Annotated in this window: 15 protein-coding genes and 4 tRNA genes; 11 read left to right on the forward strand and 8 right to left on the reverse strand. The window is 61.5% G+C overall.

Annotated features, from left to right (window positions below; translation table 11 throughout):
- Nucleotides 1–168 precede the first annotated feature (168 nt).
- Nucleotides 169–1,329, forward strand: coding sequence for a pyridoxal phosphate-dependent aminotransferase (locus GA0004734_RS09910; protein WP_092933357.1), 1,161 nt, complete (start codon nucleotides 169–171; stop codon nucleotides 1,327–1,329).
- Between the two features lie 227 nt (nucleotides 1,330–1,556).
- Here GA0004734_RS09910 and GA0004734_RS09915 read toward each other — a convergent pair whose 3' ends face one another.
- The gene (locus GA0004734_RS09915) at nucleotides 1,557–4,718 is read right to left on the reverse strand and encodes an Rne/Rng family ribonuclease (protein WP_092933359.1); all 3,162 of its coding nucleotides are present in this window, start codon (nucleotides 4,716–4,718) and stop codon (nucleotides 1,557–1,559) included.
- A gap of 849 nt (nucleotides 4,719–5,567) precedes the next feature.
- Between GA0004734_RS09915 and GA0004734_RS09920 the strand changes: the two genes are divergently transcribed.
- The 3 genes from GA0004734_RS09920 to prfB all read left to right on the forward strand — a co-directional run bounded on the left by GA0004734_RS09920 (nucleotide 5,568) and on the right by prfB (nucleotide 10,879).
- Nucleotides 5,568–6,743 (forward strand): N-acetylmuramoyl-L-alanine amidase, encoded by a 1,176-nt coding sequence (locus GA0004734_RS09920; protein WP_245292502.1) that lies wholly within the window; start codon nucleotides 5,568–5,570, stop codon nucleotides 6,741–6,743.
- A 453-nt stretch (nucleotides 6,744–7,196) separates the two neighbouring features.
- Complete coding sequence (locus GA0004734_RS09925; protein ID WP_092933363.1) at nucleotides 7,197–9,650, forward strand: penicillin-binding protein 1A; 2,454 nt, start codon at nucleotides 7,197–7,199, stop codon at nucleotides 9,648–9,650.
- Nucleotides 9,651–9,747: 97 nt separating this feature from the next.
- Nucleotides 9,748–10,879, forward strand: a protein-coding gene (gene prfB, locus GA0004734_RS09930) for a peptide chain release factor 2 (protein WP_165910660.1) whose coding sequence is annotated in 2 segments (ribosomal slippage) — nucleotides 9,748–9,816 and nucleotides 9,818–10,879 — 1,131 coding nt in all. Because the reading frame shifts where the segments join, the coding sequence is not laid out codon by codon here.
- Nucleotides 10,880–10,951: 72 nt separating this feature from the next.
- Here the strand turns inward: prfB and GA0004734_RS09935 are convergent.
- The 4 genes from GA0004734_RS09935 to GA0004734_RS09950 all read right to left on the reverse strand — a co-directional run bounded on the left by GA0004734_RS09935 (nucleotide 10,952) and on the right by GA0004734_RS09950 (nucleotide 13,826).
- Complete coding sequence (locus GA0004734_RS09935; protein WP_245292503.1) at nucleotides 10,952–11,425, reverse strand: hypothetical protein; 474 nt, start codon at nucleotides 11,423–11,425, stop codon at nucleotides 10,952–10,954.
- Nucleotides 11,426–11,520: 95 nt separating this feature from the next.
- Nucleotides 11,521–12,294, reverse strand: coding sequence for an NAD kinase (locus GA0004734_RS09940; protein ID WP_092933369.1), 774 nt, complete (start codon nucleotides 12,292–12,294; stop codon nucleotides 11,521–11,523).
- A 284-nt stretch (nucleotides 12,295–12,578) separates the two neighbouring features.
- Nucleotides 12,579–13,442, reverse strand: a complete 864-nt coding sequence (locus GA0004734_RS09945) for an SDR family oxidoreductase (RefSeq protein WP_175386302.1) — start codon at nucleotides 13,440–13,442, stop codon at nucleotides 12,579–12,581.
- A 162-nt stretch (nucleotides 13,443–13,604) separates the two neighbouring features.
- Nucleotides 13,605–13,826, reverse strand: a complete 222-nt coding sequence (locus GA0004734_RS09950) for a hypothetical protein (protein WP_092933373.1) — start codon at nucleotides 13,824–13,826, stop codon at nucleotides 13,605–13,607.
- A gap of 184 nt (nucleotides 13,827–14,010) precedes the next feature.
- Here GA0004734_RS09950 and GA0004734_RS09955 point away from each other — a divergent pair, with 184 nt between their 5' ends.
- Nucleotides 14,011–14,478, forward strand: coding sequence for a hypothetical protein (locus tag GA0004734_RS09955; RefSeq protein ID WP_092933375.1), 468 nt, complete (start codon nucleotides 14,011–14,013; stop codon nucleotides 14,476–14,478).
- Between the two features lie 201 nt (nucleotides 14,479–14,679).
- On the opposite strand, the gene GA0004734_RS09960 is transcribed toward GA0004734_RS09955, so the two are convergent.
- Together GA0004734_RS09960 and GA0004734_RS09965 are read right to left on the reverse strand one after the other, a co-directional pair.
- Nucleotides 14,680–14,755 (reverse strand) — tRNA-Thr (locus GA0004734_RS09960).
- Nucleotides 14,756–14,823: 68 nt separating this feature from the next.
- A complete protein-coding gene (locus GA0004734_RS09965) occupies nucleotides 14,824–15,702 on the reverse strand; it encodes a TrmH family RNA methyltransferase (RefSeq protein ID WP_092936141.1) in 879 nt (292 codons plus the stop codon).
- 233 nt (nucleotides 15,703–15,935) lie between these two features.
- Between GA0004734_RS09965 and GA0004734_RS09970 the strand changes: the two genes are divergently transcribed.
- Both GA0004734_RS09970 and GA0004734_RS09975 read left to right on the forward strand, forming a co-directional pair.
- A tRNA-Tyr gene (locus tag GA0004734_RS09970) sits at nucleotides 15,936–16,020 on the forward strand.
- Between the two features lie 25 nt (nucleotides 16,021–16,045).
- A tRNA-Gly gene (locus tag GA0004734_RS09975) sits at nucleotides 16,046–16,119 on the forward strand.
- Nucleotides 16,120–16,219: 100 nt separating this feature from the next.
- Here the strand turns inward: GA0004734_RS09975 and GA0004734_RS09980 are convergent.
- The gene (locus GA0004734_RS09980) at nucleotides 16,220–16,459 is read right to left on the reverse strand and encodes a DUF378 domain-containing protein (RefSeq protein WP_092933378.1); all 240 of its coding nucleotides are present in this window, start codon (nucleotides 16,457–16,459) and stop codon (nucleotides 16,220–16,222) included.
- 370 nt (nucleotides 16,460–16,829) lie between these two features.
- Between GA0004734_RS09980 and tuf the strand changes: the two genes are divergently transcribed.
- The 4 genes from tuf (at nucleotide 16,830) to GA0004734_RS10000 (ending at nucleotide 20,272) form a co-directional block, all read left to right on the forward strand.
- The gene (gene tuf / locus GA0004734_RS09985; RefSeq protein WP_092933380.1) at nucleotides 16,830–18,005 is read left to right on the forward strand and encodes an elongation factor Tu; all 1,176 of its coding nucleotides are present in this window, start codon (nucleotides 16,830–16,832) and stop codon (nucleotides 18,003–18,005) included.
- Between the two features lie 195 nt (nucleotides 18,006–18,200).
- Entirely contained in the window at nucleotides 18,201–19,115 is a 915-nt protein-coding gene (locus GA0004734_RS09990; protein ID WP_092933382.1) for an NAD-dependent epimerase/dehydratase family protein, read from the forward strand.
- Between the two features lie 273 nt (nucleotides 19,116–19,388).
- The gene (locus tag GA0004734_RS09995) at nucleotides 19,389–20,048 is read left to right on the forward strand and encodes a hypothetical protein (RefSeq protein ID WP_092933384.1); all 660 of its coding nucleotides are present in this window, start codon (nucleotides 19,389–19,391) and stop codon (nucleotides 20,046–20,048) included.
- A gap of 148 nt (nucleotides 20,049–20,196) precedes the next feature.
- A tRNA-Trp gene (locus GA0004734_RS10000) sits at nucleotides 20,197–20,272 on the forward strand.
- Nucleotides 20,273–20,353: the final 81 nt, after the last annotated feature.

Genomic DNA, 20,353 nt, shown 5'->3' on the forward strand with positions numbered 1-20,353 from the left:
CCGTGCGATAGCACATGCACACGCACGGGGAAAACAAAACGTCGAGAGCATGCGCCTTGTCACAAGCTGCTCTTGTGAAGCCGGCGCGCTTGGGGCAATCCATGGCGATCTGCCGGGACCGGGATGTCTTCGACGTCCTGATCCACCGAGCGAAACGAGGATGCCGCCATGACCACGCTTTCCCACCGCAGCGCCGTGGAACCCTTTCATGCCATGGATGTGCTGGCGGAGGCGACACGGCGGCGCGATGCCGGCTTCCCGGTCATCTCCATGGCGGTGGGACAGCCGAGCCATCCTGCCCCCAAGGCAGCGCTCGACGCGGCCCGTGCGGCGCTGGAACACGGGCGGCTCGGCTATACCGATGCGCTCGGCACGCTTTCGCTGCGCACCGCGATATCGGATCATTACCAGCGGCATTACGGCATCTCCGTCGATCCAAGGCGCATTGCGGTCACGACCGGTTCGTCGGCGGGTTTCAACCTCGCCTTTCTCGCGCTGTTTGATCCGGGCGATCGGGTCGCTATCGCGCGGCCGGGCTATCCCGCGTATCGCAACATCCTCGCCGCTCTCGGGCTCAAGGTCGTGGAGGTCGATGCCGATGCTTCGAACGGCTTTACGCTGACGCCAGAAGGGCTGGTGGACGCCGAGCTGCGCGAGGGCGGGCCGATCCGCGGTGTGCTGCTGGCAAGCCCCGCGAACCCGACCGGGACCGTGACGGGACGGCGGCAATTGCAGGCGCTGGCGGATTACTGTGCCGCCAAGGACATCGCCTTCATCTCCGACGAGATCTATCACGGCCTGACCTTCGTCGGCAAAGAGACGACGGCGCTCGCCGTGACGGATGCCGCCGTGATCATCAATTCCTTCTCCAAATACTATTGCATGACCGGATGGCGGATCGGCTGGATGGTGCTGCCGGAGGACAAGGTGCGGGGCTTCGAGCGGATCGCGCAGAGCCTCTATATTTCGCCGCCGGAACTGTCGCAGATCGCCGCCGAGGCCGCGCTGGGCGCATCGGCCGAGCTTGAACTCTACAAGGAAAGCTACGCGGTCAACCGCGCGCTTCTTCTCAAGCGCCTGCCGGAACTCGGCTTTACCATCGCCTCACCGATGGACGGTGCGTTCTATGCCTATGTCGATGCCAGCCGCTTTACCAATGACAGCATGGCCTTCGCCCATCGGATGCTCGCCGAGATCAATGTGGCGGCCACACCCGGCCGCGACTTTGATCCTGTCGAAGGTCACCGCGCCATGCGGTTCTCCTATGCGGGCGCGCCGGCGGACATAGAGACCGCGATCGAGCGCATGGCGGGTTGGTTGAAAACCTAACGGGGTCAAAGGGTTCGACGGACTGGCGGAATCAGATCGGGAGCCACTTGATTCAAAGCCTGAGGTTTACGGCAGGCGCCCGTAACCGTCCAGCTCATGGACTCCAGGGCCAAAAGGCGCGTGCCAACGTTCATCGGTTTCACGCAGCAGTCCGAGAGCGCAGAACAAGAAAGGCCAGCCGGATCGCTCCGGCTGGCCTTTGTGTTCATTCAGCAAACATCAGCGGCCTAGAGGAAACCGCGCTTCTGCCACCAGCCGCCCTTCTTGGGCTTCGTCTCTTCGGTCGCTTCATCGGTGGAGGCTGCCGAGGAGCGGACCAGCGGTTCGCTGGCGATCGTCTCGATGTTACGGTTGTTGCGTACCGGCTTGTCGTCCGAGGCTTCAGACAGGCTTTCGTCCGCCGTCTCCACCGCCACATGGGCCTCGTCGCTCTCGCCGAGAGAGGCGGATGCCTCTTCTGTGCGGGCTTCCTCGGAGGAGGGTGCCGTTTCGCTGGCAACGGCGTCCGGCGTGGCTTCGACCGCAGCCTGCGCCGCTTCGTCCGTCGAACCCTCGCCAGTGTCTGCCACAGGCTGGGCAACGACATCCGTTACCAGATCCTGTGGCGAACGACGGCGGCGGCTCCGTTTGCGCGCAACGGGTGCTTCACCGCGATCGTCGGTTTCGGCAACCGCATCGTCGGCCAGACCGTCTGCTTCCGCAGCAATCGCCTGATCCTCAACGGCATCCTCTTCCGAGTGTCCCGCATCATCGACGGCATCGGCAAGCGACAGGGCGTCGGTACTGGCGCCAGCGTCACCGGCATCCGCCGCTGCTGCTTCGTCCGACCCGGCTTCGATCTCGCCATCCTTGTTGCGACGACCACCGCGCTTGCCGCGACGACGGCGCTTGCGCTTTTGGCGGTCTTCGCTGCTGACACCATCGATCTGATCCGCGGACACGGCATCATCTGCCTCGTCCTCGTCGTCACCGTCGTCGGCGTCGTCATCCGAAGCGACATCGGAGCCTGCCGCATCGGCAGATGTCTCGGCTTCGCCATCACGACCGCCACGACGGCGGCGACGGCGCTTGCGCTTACGACCGTTCTGATCGTCGCCATTCTCGCGCTCTGTGCGATCCGCACGCTCGGCCTTTTCGGGCTTCGCCTCGACCAGCAGTTCCTCGTCGTCCTCGATCTCGTCCTCGATGACGATATCGTCGTCCTCGTCTTCGACAGGGGCTTCGAACTGGAGAATCTGCTCGATCTTCACCGGGTTCTCGACGGCTTCACCGCGATCGATCGCAAAGTGCAGCGCGCCGACATGCGCATCCGCCTCGACCACGATGGCGACGCCGAAGCGGGCCTCGAAATCGGTGATCGTGGAGCGCTTGTAGTTGAGCAGGTAGAGCGCGATCTCCGGCGTGGCACGCACGGTGATGTCATGGGTCGTGTTCTTGAGGAGATATTCCTCGACGCCGCGCAGGACATGCAGGGCAACGGAGGACTGCGACCGCACGACACCGGTACCGGCGCAATGTGCGCAGACCTGCGTCGTCGATTCGAGAACCGACGCCCGGATACGCTGGCGCGACATTTCCAGAAGACCGAAATGCGAGATGCGGCCGACCTGAATGCGGGCACGATCGTTCTTCAGGTGATCCTTGAGGCGCTTTTCGACCGAGCGGTTGTTGCGCTTCTCTTCCATGTCGATGAAGTCGACGACGACGAGACCGGCAAGGTCGCGCAGGCGAAGCTGGCGGGCGACCTCTTCGGCGGCTTCCAGATTCGTCTGGAGCGCCGTGTCCTCGATCGAGTGCTCTCGGGTCGAACGGCCCGAGTTGACGTCGATGGCGACCAACGCTTCGGTCTGGTTGATGATGATATAGCCACCCGACTTCAGCGTCACCTGCGGCTGCAGCATGCGGTCGAGTTGCGCTTCGATGCCGGAGCGCGAGAAGATCGGATGCACGTCGCGATACGGCTGGACCACCTTGGCGTGGCTCGGCATCAGCATCTTCATGAAGGCCTTCGCTTCGCGATAGCCCTCCTCGCCGGAAACGACGATCTCGCTGATATCCTTGTTGTACAGGTCGCGGATCGACCGCTTGATCAGCGATCCCTCTTCATAGACGAGGCACGGCGCCGTGGACGCCAGCGTCAGCGTGCGAACGTTTTCCCAAAGGCGCATCAGATATTCGAAATCGCGCTTGACCTCGACCTTGGTGCGATTGGCACCGGCCGTGCGCAGGATGACGCCCATGCCCTGGGGAACGTCGAGCGCACGGGCGATTTCCTTCAGGCGCTTGCGGTCCGGCAGGTTGGTGATCTTGCGGGAAATGCCGCCGCCACGTGCCGTGTTCGGCATCAGAACCGAATAGCGGCCGGCAAGCGACAGATAGGTGGTGAGTGCCGCGCCCTTGTTGCCGCGTTCTTCCTTGGCGACCTGAACGAGCAGGATCTGGCGACGCTTGATGACTTCCTGGATGCGGTACTGCTTGCGCGGGCGGCGTTCCTTCCGGTCCGGCACTTCTTCCATCGCATCTTCGGCGCCAACCGACTCGATGACTTCCTTTTCCTCGTGGTGACCGTCGTCATCGTCGTCGTCGTGGCCGCGACGGCGGCTCGGCGCTTCAGAAATCGTGTCGGCATCGACCATGGCGGCCATTTCGCCGTTCGGGCCGCGGCCCTCATCGGTCTCCACATTGTCGGCATTTGGGCCGTCGGCGGTCGAAACGCTTTCGGCAGCAGCTTCCGCCTCGGCAGCTTCAGCGGCGATGGCCTTCTTGGAGCGGCGAGCGCGCTTCGGCTTGGCCTTGGGCGCTTCTTCGACGGCGGCCGGCTCGGCAGCGATCGTTTCGGCGGGGGCTTCGCTCTGCACGACACCTTCGATGGCATCGGCGGCCGCGCCATCGGCAATATCGGAAACGGCAAAGTCGGACGCGGCCGTTTCAGCCGGGGCTTCTGCTTCGTCCTGCACTTCCGCTTCGGCAGGCGAGGCTTCGACGGCAGCAGCGGGCGAACGCTCTTCGGCGTCGTCTGCTGCCTCGTCTTCCGAAGCATCGTCATCGGAGTCGAGGTCCGTGCCGGTCTCGACATGCTCGATATCGTCGTCGCGACGGGCGTCTTCAGCTTCCGCGCGCAGCAGTGCCTGACGGTCTGCCAGCGGAATCTGATAGTAGTCGGGGTGGATTTCGGCGAAAGCCAGGAAGCCGTGGCGGTTGCCGCCGTAATCGACGAACGCGGCCTGAAGCGAAGGTTCGACGCGTGTTACCTTCGCCAGGTAGATGTTGCCGCGGATCTGTTTCTTGTGTTCCGACTCGAAGTCGAATTCTTCTATGCGGTTGCCACGTACGACAACGACGCGCGTCTCCTCAGCGTGAGACGCGTCGATAAGCATTTTCTCTGCCATGTAGGTTGTGCTCCTCGGCGTGAGCGTGACAGGGCAGGAAAAGGACGTCCCGGAGGCGGTTCCCCACGCAGGTCACGGCGTTCGCCGGATAGATAAATTCCCGAAGGATACCGGTCATGGGCAAACAGCCGGACGGCAGAGGCAAGCGTTCCGTTTCCGGTGCTTTCCGCTTCTGACCGATCCTGCTGCGTCAACATGAGATACCAAACAAGGAATGCCAAAGTCATAGGCCTTGTGGCCCGATGAGTGTGCCCTTTGCGGGGCGTGGTGTCAGACACCGTATCTTCCGGCCACCGCCGGATTGTTCTCGATTCGGAATGCGATGAAAAGTGAAGCGACGGCGGATGAAACACGCTTGCTGCGAGGACATGACGGCCGGAAGCGCGTAGTCCGCTTCCCGATCATGCTCTGGCGCCAGGGTTTTGCCCCTTGGCTGCCCGGTCGTGGAATCTATCCCGTCAACACTTTTTACCTCTGCTACGTTTATGGTTTTCATGTCACAATGGCAAGAGAAAAGCCCTTGCGCCTTAATATTGATGGAATTGCTTGTCTCGTTTTGGCGCAGTGGCATTGCGCTCGCTCGTGCACGCCGAGCCGGCCAAAACCTTTCGGTAAGACTTGATTAACCTCGATGCGGCAAGGATGCGGATCGGACGGGCGGCACGGCTGCGCGTCGGACGGCGTGTGCCGGCCAACTGGGTTGGACGAGGTGTTCGCAAGGAGAGCGTTTTGCAGCGGAAGACGGGGCGGAAAACGAGCGGACAACCGAAGGCAGGGCGAGCCTCATCGGGTCATGAACCTCGTTCGCGCCTGTCGTCCGCGCTTGCGGCGCTTCTCGCAAGCGTCGTCATCGCGTTGGGAACGGCCGGTGCTCTTCAGGCGGAACCGGTCACCGGACAAGGCCCGCTTCTGGCCTATGGCATGCGCATCGCCGGTGACGATGCCCGCACGCGCGTCGTCGTCGATTTCGACCGGAAGCCCGACATCTTCGTTCACTATGTCGACAATCCGCCCCGCGTCATCGTCGATCTGCCCGAGACCTCCTTCGGCGTGAAGCCGGAAGACGCGCAGGCGAGGGGGCTCTTCAAGGACATCCGATTCGGCGCCATGGGCGCAAGCAGCGCCCGCATCGTCCTCACGGCGACGAAGCCTGTCGAGATCACCGTGGCCGACGTGAAGACCGACGATGGCGGCAAGAGCTTTCGTCTCGTGCTGGATGCCGAGCGCGTCGATAAGAAGCGCTTCGCCGAACTTCTGACCGAGCAGACCTGGACCGGCAGCGTCGCGCTGACCAAGGCGCCGCGGGTCGATGAGCCGGCGCCCGCCTCCAGCGACTTCGTCATCGCGGTCGATGCCGGTCATGGCGGCATCGATACCGGCGCGATCGGCGTCGATACAAAGATGGAAGAGAAGGCCGTCACGCTGGCTTTCGCCAAGGAATTGGCGGAGACGCTGAACCGCGAGCCCGGCATCAAGGCCGTGCTGACGCGCGACGACGACGAATTCCTCTCGCTTTCGGAGCGCGTGCTCATCGCCCGTCAGAAGCAGGCGAAGCTGTTCATTTCGCTGCATGCCGACACGCTGAAGCAGCACGATATCCGGGGCGCCACCGTCTACACGATCTCGGACAAGGCTTCCGACCATCTGGCGGCAAGCCTCGCCGAACGCGAAAACCTGTCGGATCAAATAGCCGGCGTGCCGCTGGCCGATGAGCCGGCCGAAGTCGCCGACATCCTGATCGACCTGACGCGGCGCGAGACGCAGGCCTTCTCGGTCAATCTCGCACGCTCCATCATCGCGTCGTTCGAAGGGCAGATCAACCTGATCAACAATCCCCATCGCTTCGCCGGCTTTCAGGTCCTGCGGGCGGCCGACGTGCCCTCCATCCTGCTCGAACTCGGCTTTATGTCCAACAAGGAGGACGAGAAGTTGCTGGTCGATCCGGCCTGGCGCAAGAAGGTCTCCGAGCGCATCGCCGCCGCCGTCCGGCGCTACCGGGGCGGTGCCATGGCCGACGGTGGTTGATCAGTGACGACGGCCGCCGTCGTCAGGATGCGGATGCTTTACTGGACGTGACCTTAAAATTAAGGATGACTTGCATTTTTTCGTGTCGCCCGGGCCACAGGCGCAGTGGCATCCGCACGCCGAACGGGCTAAACTGGATCAAGAGCCCTATTTTCCTCACATTCCCGTCGCTATCCCTCAAGCCTAAATTGACGGCCCGGGAATCGCCAGACGGGTATGAATGCTCGACTGGCAGAGGCCGATAGGCCGGAACGGATGGCATCGACGCGATGTCGACCCGGATTGTGTGTTCGGCTGCCTTTTGTCTGCATGGATGCGGGGCGAGCTTGAGTTCTGCGGCGAAGACATCGCAGCCCATAGGCCGCGACGCTGCGGGTGACGACATGCGGAAGGATGCGGCGAGATCGCTGCCTTTCATTTGATAGCGACGACGAAGGGACCGGTAGCCAACCGATGATCAGACTGATTGGATACTTCTTCGGCGCCGGCGCCTTTCTCGTCCTCATCGCAGCGGCGGCAGCGGCCCTCTATCTCGGCAACCTCAACAAGGACCTGCCGGACTACGAGGTGCTGGCCAGCTATGCGCCCCCGGTTACCACACGCGTCCACGCCGGCAATGGCGAACTCATGGCCGAATATGCCCGCGAGCGCCGCCTTTACCTGCCGATCCAGGCCATCCCCGACCGCGTGAAAGCGGCCTTTATCTCGGCGGAAGACAAGAACTTCTACCAGCATCCCGGCGTGGATCTCATGGGTCTCGGCCGTGCGATCCTTGTCAACGTCCAGAACATGGGCTCCGGCCGCCGTCCCGTGGGCGCCTCGACCATCACGCAGCAGGTCGCCAAGAACTTTCTTCTTTCCGCCGACCAGACCATCGACCGCAAGATCAAGGAAGCCATCCTCTCCTTCCGCATCGAACAGGCCTATTCGAAGGACCGCATTCTCGAGCTTTACCTCAACGAGATCTTCTTCGGCCTGAACTCCTATGGCATCGCCGGCGCGGCTCTGACCTATTTCGACAAGTCGGTGACCGAACTGACCATCGCCGAAACAGCCTATCTCGCGGCCCTGCCGAAAGGCCCATCGAATTACCATCCCTTCCGTCACGAGGCCGCAGCGCTGGAGCGCCGCAACTGGGTCATCGACCGCATGGTCGAGAACGGTTACGTGACGCGGGCGGACGGAGACGAGGCAAAGACCCAGCCGCTCGGCGTTTCCGTGCGCCGTGGTGGCTCGCATCTCTTTGCGTCCGACTATTTCGCCGAGGAAGTCCGCCGTCAGATCATCCAGCGCTATGGCGACAATGCGCTGTATGAAGGCGGTCTCTCGGTTCGCACATCGCTCGATCCGAAGATCCAGGTGGAGGCCCGCAAGGCTCTGCAGGATGGTCTCGTCAACTATGACGAGCGCCGTGGTTTCCACGGTCCGCTGAAAAGCATCGAGATCGGTGGCGATTGGGGCGTTGCCCTCGGAAAGCTAGACGCGCTCTCCGACGTTCCCGAGTGGAAGCTCGCCGTCGTGCTTGCGGTCGATGAAAAGGGTGCCGAGATCGGCATTCAGCCGTCCAAGGACGGCGCCGGTAAGGTCGGCCCCGACCGCGTCACCGGCCAGATCTCGGCAAAGAACATGCAGTGGGCCTATCGCTCGTCCGAGGGCAATCGCCGCACGGCGCGCTCGCCGGAAGGCGTGGTCGGCCCGGGCGACGTCGTCTATGTCGAGGCGCTGGAGACGGATGGCGACTATCGCCTGCGTCAGCCACCGAAGGTTCAGGGCGGCCTCGTCGCCATGGACCCGCAGACCGGCCGCGTGCTCGCGATGGTCGGCGGCTTTTCCTATGGCCAATCCGAATTCAATCGTGCAACGCAGGCCATGCGCCAGCCGGGCTCCTCCTTCAAGCCCTTCGTCTATGCGGCCGCGCTCGACACCGGTTATACGCCGGCATCGGTCATTCTCGATGCGCCGTTCGAACTGGCTCAGAACGGCCAGGTCTGGCGTCCCGAAAACTATGGCGGAGGTTCGGCAGGCCCGTCCACCTTGCGTCTCGGCATCGAGAAGTCGCGCAACCTGATGACGGTGCGTCTTGCCAACGACCTCGGCATGCCCATCGTCGCCGAATATGCCGAGCGCTTCGGCATCTACGACAAGATGCTGCCGGTTCTCGCCATGTCGCTCGGCTCCGGTGAGACTACCGTCATGCGTATGGTCTCGGCCTATTCGGTCCTCGCCAATGGCGGAAAGCAGATCAAGCCGTCTCTCATCGACCGCATTCAGGACCGCTACGGCAAGACCATCTTCCGCCACGAAGAGCGGACCTGCGAAACCTGCAATGCACCCGACTGGCAGGAGCAGGACGAGCCGACGCTGACCGACAATCGCGAGCAGGTTCTCGACCCGATGACGGCCTACCAGATCACGTCCATGATGGAAGGCGTTGTGCAGCGGGGGACCGCGGCCGGAAAGGTCACGCTCGATCGTCCGGTGGCCGGCAAGACCGGCACGACCAACGACGAGAAGGATGCTTGGTTCGTCGGATACACGCCCGACCTTGTGGCCGGCCTCTATCTCGGCTTCGACAACCCGGCCCCGCTCGGGCGCGGCGGCACCGGGGGCAGCCTCGCGGCCCCGGTCTTTAACGAGTTCATGCAGGCAGCTCTCGCGGGAACCCGCCCCACCAAGTTCATCCCGCCCGAGGGCATGAGCCTCGTGCCCGTCAACCGGAAGACCGGCATGGCGGCAGCCGAAGGCGATCCGGATACGATCATCGAGGCGTTCAAGCCGGGCACCGGCCCCGCTGCCACCTTCTCGGTCATCGGCGGCGCCGATGCCTATGTGCCGCCGGAGGAGATCCTGCGCACCTCGCCGCAGGCCAACCAGGCCGTCACATCGGGCTCCAACGGCCTGTTCTAGCCCACGCTGGATCGCGATGCGCCCGCTGCCTTTACATCGGCGGCGGGCGTCGCTATTTCACGGGCACGTAATCCGGCACGATCAAGAAAAAGAGACAATGCGCAACGAAATCGAGAATATCGTCGACGAGATCAAGCAGGCCGTAAGCCTGCTGAGGAGGCATCTTTGACTGGGATCAGGCGGTAAGACGACTGGACTGGTTGAACAACAAGGCGGAAGATCCGACCCTGTGGAACGATGCCGCGGAAGCACAGAAGCTGATGCGCGAGCGCCAGGGGCTGGACGAGGGCATCAATAGTGTGCGCGCCTTCGAGCAGCAACTGAAGGACTGCATCGAGCTCATCGAACTCGGCGAGGAAGAGGGTGATGCCGATATCATCCGCGATGCCGAGGACACGCTGAAGGGCCTGCGCACCGAAGCGGCCCGCCGTCAGGTGGAGGCCATGCTGTCCGGCGAGGCCGACAGCAACGACACCTATCTCGAAGTTCACTCCGGCGCCGGCGGCACCGAGAGCCAGGACTGGGCCAACATGCTTCTCCGCATGTACACGCGCTGGGCGGAACGGCAGGGTTACAAGGTTGAACTCATGGAAATCCATGACGGGGAAGAAGCGGGCATCAAGTCCGCCACGCTTCTCGTCAAGGGTCACAACGCCTATGGCTGGATGAAGACCGAGTCGGGCGTTCACCGCCTCGTACGCATCTCGCCCTATGACAGCAATGCCCGCCGTCACACGTCGTTCTCTTCCGTCTGGGTCTATCCGGTCGTGGATGATTCGATCCAGATCGATATCAACGAGAGCGACTGCCGCATCGACACCTACCGGTCGTCCGGCGCCGGTGGACAGCACGTCAACACGACCGACTCTGCCGTCCGCATCACCCACATGCCCTCGGGCATCGTGGTTCAGTGCCAGCAGGAGCGCTCGCAGCACAAGAACAAGGCCAAGGCCTGGGACATGCTGCGCGCCCGTCTGTACGAATCGGAACTGAAGAAACGTGAGGAAGCGGCCAACGCCGAGGCGGCCTCCAAGACGGAGATCGGCTGGGGCCACCAGATCCGCTCCTACGTCCTTCAGCCCTACCAGCTGGTGAAGGACCTCCGGACCGGCGTCGAAAGCACGGCTCCCTCGGATGTGCTCGATGGCGAGCTGAACGACTTCATGGAAGCAGCGCTTGCACACCGTGTGAACGGCGGTGCCGACGCTGCGGTCGACGATCTGAACTGATACCGGTGGCCGCGCGAAAGCGCGGCCACGCGTTCTTGGCGGACTGCGACACGCTGTCTGCTCCAATCAGAGCTAATTCGATTCGCGCTCGATGCGGATGTCGCCGAGTTCATCGATCAGCACCGTCCAGGTCTCGATATCGCTCGCCGCAGGGTTCGTGCGCAGATAGACGGTCGCAAACAGTCCCGGCTGCTGTGTCACGCCGTCGGATGTCTCCGGCCGGATGTCGGTCACGAACGCCTTCATTTTCGAAAATTCATCGAGCTCGGCGGACGATACAATCTTCGGTCCGGCCGGGTCGAGTGCGATCTGTTGCAGCACGATATGGGCTGTACCGTCAGGCTGACGGAGGGCGATCAGCTTATAATAGCCCTTCTGCGCAGGGCTTGCAGGTGCAGGAGATGCCTTGCCCCGGGGATCGAGACCAGCGGATGGATCGCCGCTGTCCTCCCAGAACCCGGAGCTTGTCACGAAGGTGACGTTCGCCGGCAGCACGTCGTCCGCCCGAAGGGCTACCGGACAGAAAGCCGTCGTTCCGGCGAGCATGGCGATCCAAACTTTACGCATCATCAGACGACCTCGTCCCGCAGGCGATTCCACTCGGTTGCGTAAGCCTGCCATAAAATTCATCTCGAATCGAATCAGTTGGAGAACTGCTCCGCGAGAATACGATCCGACCAGGAATAATCCGGGTCCGACAGGATCCGTGCCGTCATCTCCTCAGATTCGGCAATGCGCACGGAGACGATGGATTTCACTTCGACATGATCGGCCACCGCATTGACCGGCCGCTTGTCCGTCTCGAGAATCTCGATCTCCACCGTGACTTTGTTGGGCAACAGGGCGCCGCGCCAGCGGCGAGGCCGGAAAGGACTGACCGGCGTCAGGGCGAGAAGCGGGGCTTCGAGCGGCAGGATCGGGCCGTGCGCGGAGAGATTGTAGGCGGTCGATCCGGCGGGGGTGGAGAGCAGGATGCCGTCGCAGATCAGTTCCTCCAGCCGCACGCGGCCATCGACCGTGATCTTCAGCTTGGCAGCCTGATAGGACTGCCGAAAGAGGTAGACTTCGTTGATCGCGAGCGCACTGAAGGTTTGCCCCTCGCTGTCGCGCGTTTGCATCTCCAGTGGCCGGAAGGCGTTCTCCACGGCATTTTCCAGCCGTTCGCGCAGGTTTTCGGTGCTGTAGCGATTCATCAGAAATCCAACGGAGCCGCGGTTCATACCGTAGACCAGCTTGCCGGTGTTCATCGTCTTATGAAGCGTCTGCAGCATGAACCCGTCGCCACCAAGGGCGACGATGACGTCGGCTGCCTCAGGATCTGCATTGCCGTAGATGGCCGTCAGTTCCGCAGCCGCCTTCTGCGCTTCTTCCGTCTGGGATGGAGCAAAGGCGATCGTCTCGAAGGTGCGGAGCATAATGTGCCTTGCCATTGCCTGGACAAGCCGCCAAGGGCGACCGGGGCCGACGCCGGCCGAGGGTCATCATGCATAAAATCCCACAGTATGAAAGGGATAGCGAAAAGAAAGGACGTCTCATGGGAAGGGATTCAGAAGGGTCTCACGGGCGGCTACAGTCTCCACCCATGCGTAGAACCAGAGACACCACGCGTTTCCGGAGCGTACGGTGTTGCCGCAAGGGACCAAAGACGATGCGCCGAAATCGGCCGCATCGTCTGTGAAAGCCAGCGTGACGGAGTTGCCTATATCATGATCTCGCCGCCGGTGACTGGGATCACGGCACCGGTCATGTAGCTGCCGAGATCAGATGCGAGCAACACATAGGCGCCCGCAAGTTCGCCCGGCTGTCCGGCGCGGCCGAGCAATGTCTGCTTGCCGAACTCTGCGGCCTTCTCCGCCGGCATGGTCGAGGGAATGAGGGGCGTCCAGATCGGTCCGGGCGCAACGGCGTTCACGCGAATGCCCTTCTCGGCCAGCATCTCGGCGAGACCCGCCGTGAAGTTGGAGATCGCGCCCTTTGTGGATGCATAGGCCAAAAGCTGCGGCGAGGGCTGCCTTGACTGAATCGACGTCGTATTGACGATTGCGCTGCCCGGTTTCATGTGCGGTGCGGCGGCCTTCGAAAGGAAGAACGACGCGTAGATATTGGTCCGGAAGGTAGTGTCCCATTCTTCCGCGGTAATGTCGGAAATGTCCGCATAGGTTCGCTGGAAGGCGGCGTTGTTCACAAGGATATCGATGCGACCAAGTTCTCCAACGGTTTTCTCGATCAGCGAGATGCAGTGATCTTCTGACTGGATATCGCCGCGCACGACGACACATTTGCGGCCGGCTTCACGAACCCACTTTGCTGTTTCCTCCGCATCCTCATCCTCGTTCAGATACGAAATGACGATATCGGCGCCTTCCCGGGCATAGGCGATGGCCACGGCCCGCCCAATGCCCGAATCGCCGCCGGTGATCAGGGCAACCTTGCCTTTGAGGAGATGATTTCCCTTGTAGGTCTTCTCCCCGTGATCCGGCAAAGGATCCATCAGTCGTGTCAGCCCGGGAGGGGCCTGCTGCTGTTCGGGATGGGGCGGCGTCGGTTTACTTGCGTCTGACATGGGTGTCTCCTTTAAGCGTTCCGACGCTAACGACAACATCCCCACAACGTTCCAGGCAATGTGACCTCTGAAGACGAGGCAAGAGACGTCGGGCAAGCGTTCCGCTGCTGTCCCTCGAAACGAGACTATGCCAGCGCCAACGCGAACCGAAAGACGACATAACTAATTGCTGCTGTTGCCACGAAGGCGGTGACGATCAACGAGGCATTCTTCATGCCGTGCTTCCTCGCCGCAAATTGAGACCGTATTTTGTCTGGCGCGATGCCAGCTGTCGCGTTCCCGCTGAATGCCATCGGCGACCATCTTCGTCGGGTCCGTCTCGCCCCGCGTCATATGCTCGGCAACGATGGCCCACGCCGTCTGCCAGATATCGTCTGAAGCCACAGGTCTCTCCCATTGTCGGGAGAGGATTACCCCGCAATGCTGAAGCGAGGCTTGTGTGCAAGCGGAGGCACGTGGGTATGACGGCGGGTAGAGTGAGCGCATCTATGCTTTTGCAGGGAGTGCGTTACCTTGAACGTCCGTGCCGCGAGGTTTTCTGCGGCAGACGCTGAAAAATGGAGAAGGCATGTTCCTGCGCATAGTGGATTGGCCGAAAGCCGTCGCCATGGTCGGCGATATCGCGAAAGGAACGGCATCCGTCACGCTTCGCACCTATTCGCGAAAGAACCCGAAGGCCAGCGGCGCGATTGACATCTATGGCTGGAGCTTTCAGCAGGTTCAGGCTTACGGACAGTCCGAGACAAGACCGACCCGGCTCGTGGGGGCGGATCAGCTGAGTGGCGCCTTGCTCGGTGTTGCAACGCCGGACGATACGTTCTTCGCATATGAGGTGGATGGCGGCGTGGACTACGATGCCGACGCCAAGTGCCTGGTTAAGGAGTTCAATGACATCGCCGCCACGGTGGTTTCCGTTACCGTCGGCGCGGTCTCCATCTCATGGTTTCTCGTCGTCCTGCATCAAAACAGCGACATCATTCATTGGAAGATGCGGTACCATGAACGGGATCAGCGGCCGGATATTTCGGAGTTGTGAGCCGTCTGCCGATCAAAAATGCCCTGCGAACATGCTGAACACTAGGCAGCTATCTCGTGTGGCTGATAAGTTCTGTTCGATGGAACGACCTCGATCGTAATCACCGTTCCGACGAGGCCAATTGGAAATCCAGGGCATGCAGACGGCCCAAACTAGGGCACGGGCGCCGACTATCATTTTTTTACAGAATATAAAAGATTGTGGTGCCCCCACCAGGACTCGAACCCGGGACCCCCTGATTACAAATCAGGTGCTCTACCAACTGAGCTATAAGGGCAGCTGCGGAGGAATTAGCAGATTCCTCCGGCGTGTAAAGTGGGAAATGTTTGCCGGTGCCGTGCTTGCCTACTGTTTCAGATGGGCGCGTGCGGCGTAGAGGGCGATGGCGGCGGCGTTGGAGACGTTGAGGGATTTGATGGGGCCGGGCATGTCGAGGCGGGCGAGGGCCGAGACCGTGTCGCGTGTCTTCTGGCGCAACCCTCTTCCTTCAGCGCCGAGAACAAGCGCGACGCGATCCCCGACGAAGGTGCTTTCCAGCGGTGCCGGACCTTCCGAGTCAAGACCGATCGAGTGGAAGCCGAGGCCGTGCAGCTCTTCGAGCGCCTCCGCAAGATTGGTGATCTGGATGTAGGGGATCAGTTCCATGGCGCCGGAGGCGGATTTCGCCATGACGCCCGATTCGGTCGGGCTGTGGCGCATGGTGGTGATGACGGCACCGGCATCGAACGCCACGGCCGAGCGCAGGACGGCGCCGACATTGTGCGGATCGGTGATCTGATCGAGAACAAGGATCAGCGGGCTGTCCTTCAGTGCGGAAAGCCGGCGCACGGGCAGGGGCTTCGTTTCCAGCATGACGCCCTGGTGGATCGCGTCGGGACCGAGGATCTTGTCGAGATCATGTGGCGAAACGATCTCCACCGGAAAGGGCAAAGATTCAGTATTCTTGATTTCCAGGCGCACAAGCGCGTTCAGGGTCGCCGAAAGGCTGACGATCTTGCGTTCGGGATTGGCCAGCGCCGCCTTGACCGTATGGATGCCGTAAAGCTGGACCTGATCGGGCGCGAGCGGTGGCGCCTGCCACTCTCCCTTGCCCCCCTTTCCGCGGCGATCTTCGGGCGGCGTCGGAATTTCCCCGCGCTCGCGCTTCTGATCGCGATGTGCCCGGCGCAGCGTTGCGTAATGGGTGTCTTTGGCGCTCTTGTCGCCGGAAGGATCTTTGCTCATGCCGAATGTATATCGGGCAAGGGCTGGCAGGGAAACCATTTTCCCGCGGCTCACGCGCCTATTGGCAGCATGCCTCCGGTATCGCCTGTGGAAGATTTCCAACTTTTGAAAAAACTGGTGACGTCGTGTTGACAGGAGGAAACGAGGCGGTCATATACCCGGCGCAGATCAAGGGGCGGCACAAACAACCGCTTCCGAAGATCGAACTGGTCGCTTGATCCCGACGGAATACTGGAGGGATGCCCGAGTGGTTAAAGGGGACGGACTGTAAATCCGTTGGCTCAGCCTACGTTGGTTCAAATCCAACTCCCTCCACCATTCTGTCGCACGGATCAAGACCCCCGCGGGTATAGCTCAATGGTAGAGCAGCAGCCTTCCAAGCTGAATACGCGGGTTCGATTCCCGCTACCCGCTCCAGCATTGCCATTCCCATTTCTCGTCTTCGTGCCGTTGCTTCAACGCATATGGCCGCCGATGCGTGGGCAAGGGCGGCCGTCTGCGAGCGTTGCGTCGGATATCAGGTGCGGGTGTAGTGGCCGGCTTCGGCGGCGGGTTCGCCGATCGAGAAGGCCTTGGAGAGCGGCATGATCTGCCAAAGGGCGGACAGACCGACCAGCACATAGACGATCCGGGAGAGGGCGGCATCCTGACCGCCGAAGATCGCGGCGACAAGATCGAAGCTGGCGATACCGACCAGCAACCAGTTTACGCCACCGACGATGACCAGGATGAGGGTAATGAGATTGAGTGCACGCATGTCGTTCTCCTTCTTGGTTGCGTGCTCTTCGAACTAAGGCATTCCCGCCTTGTTCCCGCCCAATTCGCAGGATCACGCCACACGTGATCCGTTGTATTGACAGGCGGGAGCCGTCGCGTCGCAGGCCTAGGCCTTTCGAGGTCTCCACACGGCGCGGTCTGCCGGCAGTTTCGGCGGCATTGCATTCCCCAAGGCATGCCACCATTTACAGCCTCGAAAGCCCGCACCTCGCGGGCGACACGATGGCCATTCCCTCTCGCGCAAATAGGCCTTGCGCAATTCTTTCGAAACCCTTAAACGCCTCCCCAAACCGGCCGGCGGCATACTGGCCTGCCGGGCCGTATCTCATTGATCACAGGAAAACATACCCATGGCAAAGAGCAAGTTTGAACGCAACAAGCCGCACGTGAACATCGGAACGATCGGTCACGTCGACCATGGCAAGACGTCGCTGACGGCAGCGATCACGAAGTACTTCGGCGAATACAAGGCGTACGACCAGATCGACGCCGCTCCGGAAGAAAAGGCCCGCGGCATCACCATCTCGACGGCACACGTCGAATACGAGACGCCGGCTCGCCACTACGCGCACGTCGACTGCCCCGGCCACGCCGACTACGTCAAGAACATGATCACCGGTGCGGCGCAGATGGACGGCGCGATCCTCGTCTGCTCGGCAGCCGACGGCCCGATGCCCCAGACCCGCGAGCACATCCTGCTGGCCCGTCAGGTCGGCGTTCCCGCCATCGTCGTGTTCCTCAACAAGGTCGACCAGGTTGACGACGCAGAACTTCTCGAGCTTGTCGAGCTGGAAGTTCGCGAACTCCTGTCGTCCTACGACTTTCCCGGCGACGACATTCCGATCGTCAAGGGCTCGGCTCTGGCCGCTCTCGAAGATTCGGACAAGAAGATCGGCGAAGACGCCATCCGCGAACTGATGGCCGCTGTCGACGCGTACATCCCGACGCCTGAGCGTCCGATCAACATGCCGTTCCTGATGCCGATCGAAGACGTGTTCTCGATCTCGGGTCGTGGTACGGTTGTGACCGGTCGCGTCGAGCGCGGCATCGTCAAGGTCGGTGAAGAAGTCGAGATCGTCGGCATCCGTGCGACGTCCAAGACCACCGTCACCGGCGTCGAAATGTTCCGCAAGCTGCTCGACCAGGGCCAGGCCGGCGACAACATCGGCGCTCTCGTTCGCGGCGTCACCCGTGACGGCGTCGAGCGTGGCCAGATCCTGTGCAAGCCGGGTTCGGTCAAGCCGCACAAGAAGTTCATGGCCGAAGCCTACATCCTGACGAAGGAAGAAGGCGGCCGTCATACGCCGTTCTTCACGAACTATCGTCCGCAGTTCTACTTCCGCACAACGGACGTGACGGGCATCGTGACGCTGCCGGAAGGCACGGAAATGGTCATGCCGGGCGACAACGTCACCGTCGCCGTCGAGCTGATCGTTCCAATCGCGATGGAAGAAAAGCTGCGCTTCGCAATCCGCGAAGGCGGCCGTACCGTCGGCGCCGGCATCGTGGCTTCGATCGTCGAGTAATCCTGAACGACGATGGCGCGGCATTTTTATGCCGCTCCATTGATCGACAGATGACATCAGGGAAAGCGCTGCCTTCGGGTAGCGCTTTTCTCGTTTCAGAGCGGGAAACGCGGATGTTCGAACGCGCCTGTCTCCTCCCGCTTGCTCTTGGCCAACAATGCGTTAAATCCGCCTTGCCATTCTGGAGGATATACCGTGAAGAAACGCATTCTGTTTACCGGCGGCGCCGGCAAGGCCGGCCGGCATGTCGTGCCGTACCTGCTGGACGCCGGCTATGAGGTTCACAATCTCGACCTCGTACCGTTGGAGCATCCCGGCGTCACCAATCTCATTGTCGACATCACGGATAGCGGGCAGGTCTTCAACGCATTGTCCATGCACGCCGACATGCCCGATCTCGATCGCGCGGCGATCGGCAAGGGCAGGGGCATGCAGCCCTATGATGCCGTCGTCCACTTTGCGGCCATTCCGCGCATCCTGATCAAGCCTGACAACGAAACATTCCGCATCAACACGATCGGAACCTACAACGTCATCGAAGCCGCCACGAAATTCGGCGTTCGCAAGATTCTCGTCGCCTCCAGCGAAACGACTTACGGCATCTGCTTTGCCGAGGGGCATCGCGACGTTGGCAGGTTCCCGCTGGAGGAGGACGACGATGTCAGCCCCATGGACAGCTACGGCCTGTCAAAGGTGCTGAACGAGAAGACGGCACGGGCCTTTGCCGAGCGCTTCGGGATCGATATCTACGCGATCCGTATCGGCAACGTCATCGAGCCCCATGAATATGCCATGTTCCCGACGTGGTTTGCCGATCCGACCATCCGCAAGCGAATCGCCTGGAGCTATATCGATGCACGGGATCTCGGGCAGATCTGCAAGCTCGGTATCGAGAAGGACGGCCTTGGCTTCCAGGTGTTCAACGCCGCCAACGATACGACGTCCGCCAATACGCCGACGGCGGACCTTCTTCGGGATTTCTTCCCGAATGTGTCGGTATCGCGTGAACTCGGGACCTATGAGAGTCTCCTGTCGAACCGGAAAATCCGCGACGTCCTTGGTTTCAACCAGGAGCATGACTGGCGGAAATACGTGCCGATTGCCAGCTGATGCCTTTACTTTAACCATCGCGTGGCGCGGTTCGATCGCGCCCCGCGATTCGGAGAATGACCCCCAAGTTTTTGGGGTTTCGCGATGGAGATGCCGAGACTATCCTAAGAAAGCTTTGACGCACGATTGCGTCCCGAAGTGTCCGCCGCCGGACCATCCGAAGCGAGCGGTATCAACGTCTCCTGTGCGGTCCGCGTTCCAGGTGGTGGATTTTCGACAGGGCCTGTCCGTCGATGGAAATCGATTGGCCGCCCCGAACGGTGGAACACATAAATGATCACGATGTCCCGGACGGCTCTTGCCGCTTCTTGCTATGCGCTCGTCGCGTTCAGTTTCCCTTATACTGCGCAGGCAGAGGATCGCTTGATCTGGCAGCCGACGAAGTCGGGCGAAAATGGCATGCATCTGCGGATGGGTATCAAGCTTCCGGTGACAGGAGAGGCGAGCGCAGGCGCCGACGTGGCGGTAGCCGCCAGCCGCTCCGGCCGCGTGGAGGACACACCGGTCGATGTCTGGGCGCGCATTGCCGTTCGCCGCGGCACGAGCACGGCCGTGGTTACCAGCCGCACCATTGACGGTGTGTTCGACCCAAGGACGGGGAATGGCAACCTGGATGTCGGCATGGATCGAAAGCGAATCCTCACCGAAAGCTTCGATCTGGAGCGCGGCCGCAGCGTCAACGTCTTTTGCAACGCGCATCTCAAGCGCTGCGACAATGTCGTTCTTAGCCAGTCGGCCCGTTTGTCGGCCGTGGCAACGGGAACGGCGCTTGTCGCGGAAGCAAACTACTCCTCCGCGACCCTCGACTTCTCCAACATTGTTCGCGTGGAGCAGAAGGTCACGCGGAAGATGAACGTTACAGCCGCGCTTGCTGCGCCGTTCAAGACGGAACGACAAGCGAGCATCAGCCTGTCCTACGCGTTCAACTGGTAGGGCTGCGCGTTCAATTCCTCGACGGAGGGTGTGGTCCCGGCCGAAAAGATGAAAAGGGCTCTTGCCAATCCGCCCCGCCCGTCTTAAAGGAGCGCACGGTCGACACGACGACGATACGCTCCCAGGAGTTGTTCCGTCTGCGCCGTAAAGGGGTATAGCTCAGTTGGTAGAGCGGCGGTCTCCAAAACCGCAGGTCGTCGGTTCAAGCCCGGCTGCCCCTGCCATTTCACATGTGATTGCGTCATTCCATAGCGGCGAAACGCGTCGTAACTGTCGAAGCGACGGCGCTTTACGTGTTAAAAAGT

It is taken from the genome of Rhizobium sp. 9140 (assembly GCF_900067135.1).
Classification (GTDB): Bacteria; Pseudomonadota; Alphaproteobacteria; order Rhizobiales; family Rhizobiaceae; genus Ferranicluibacter.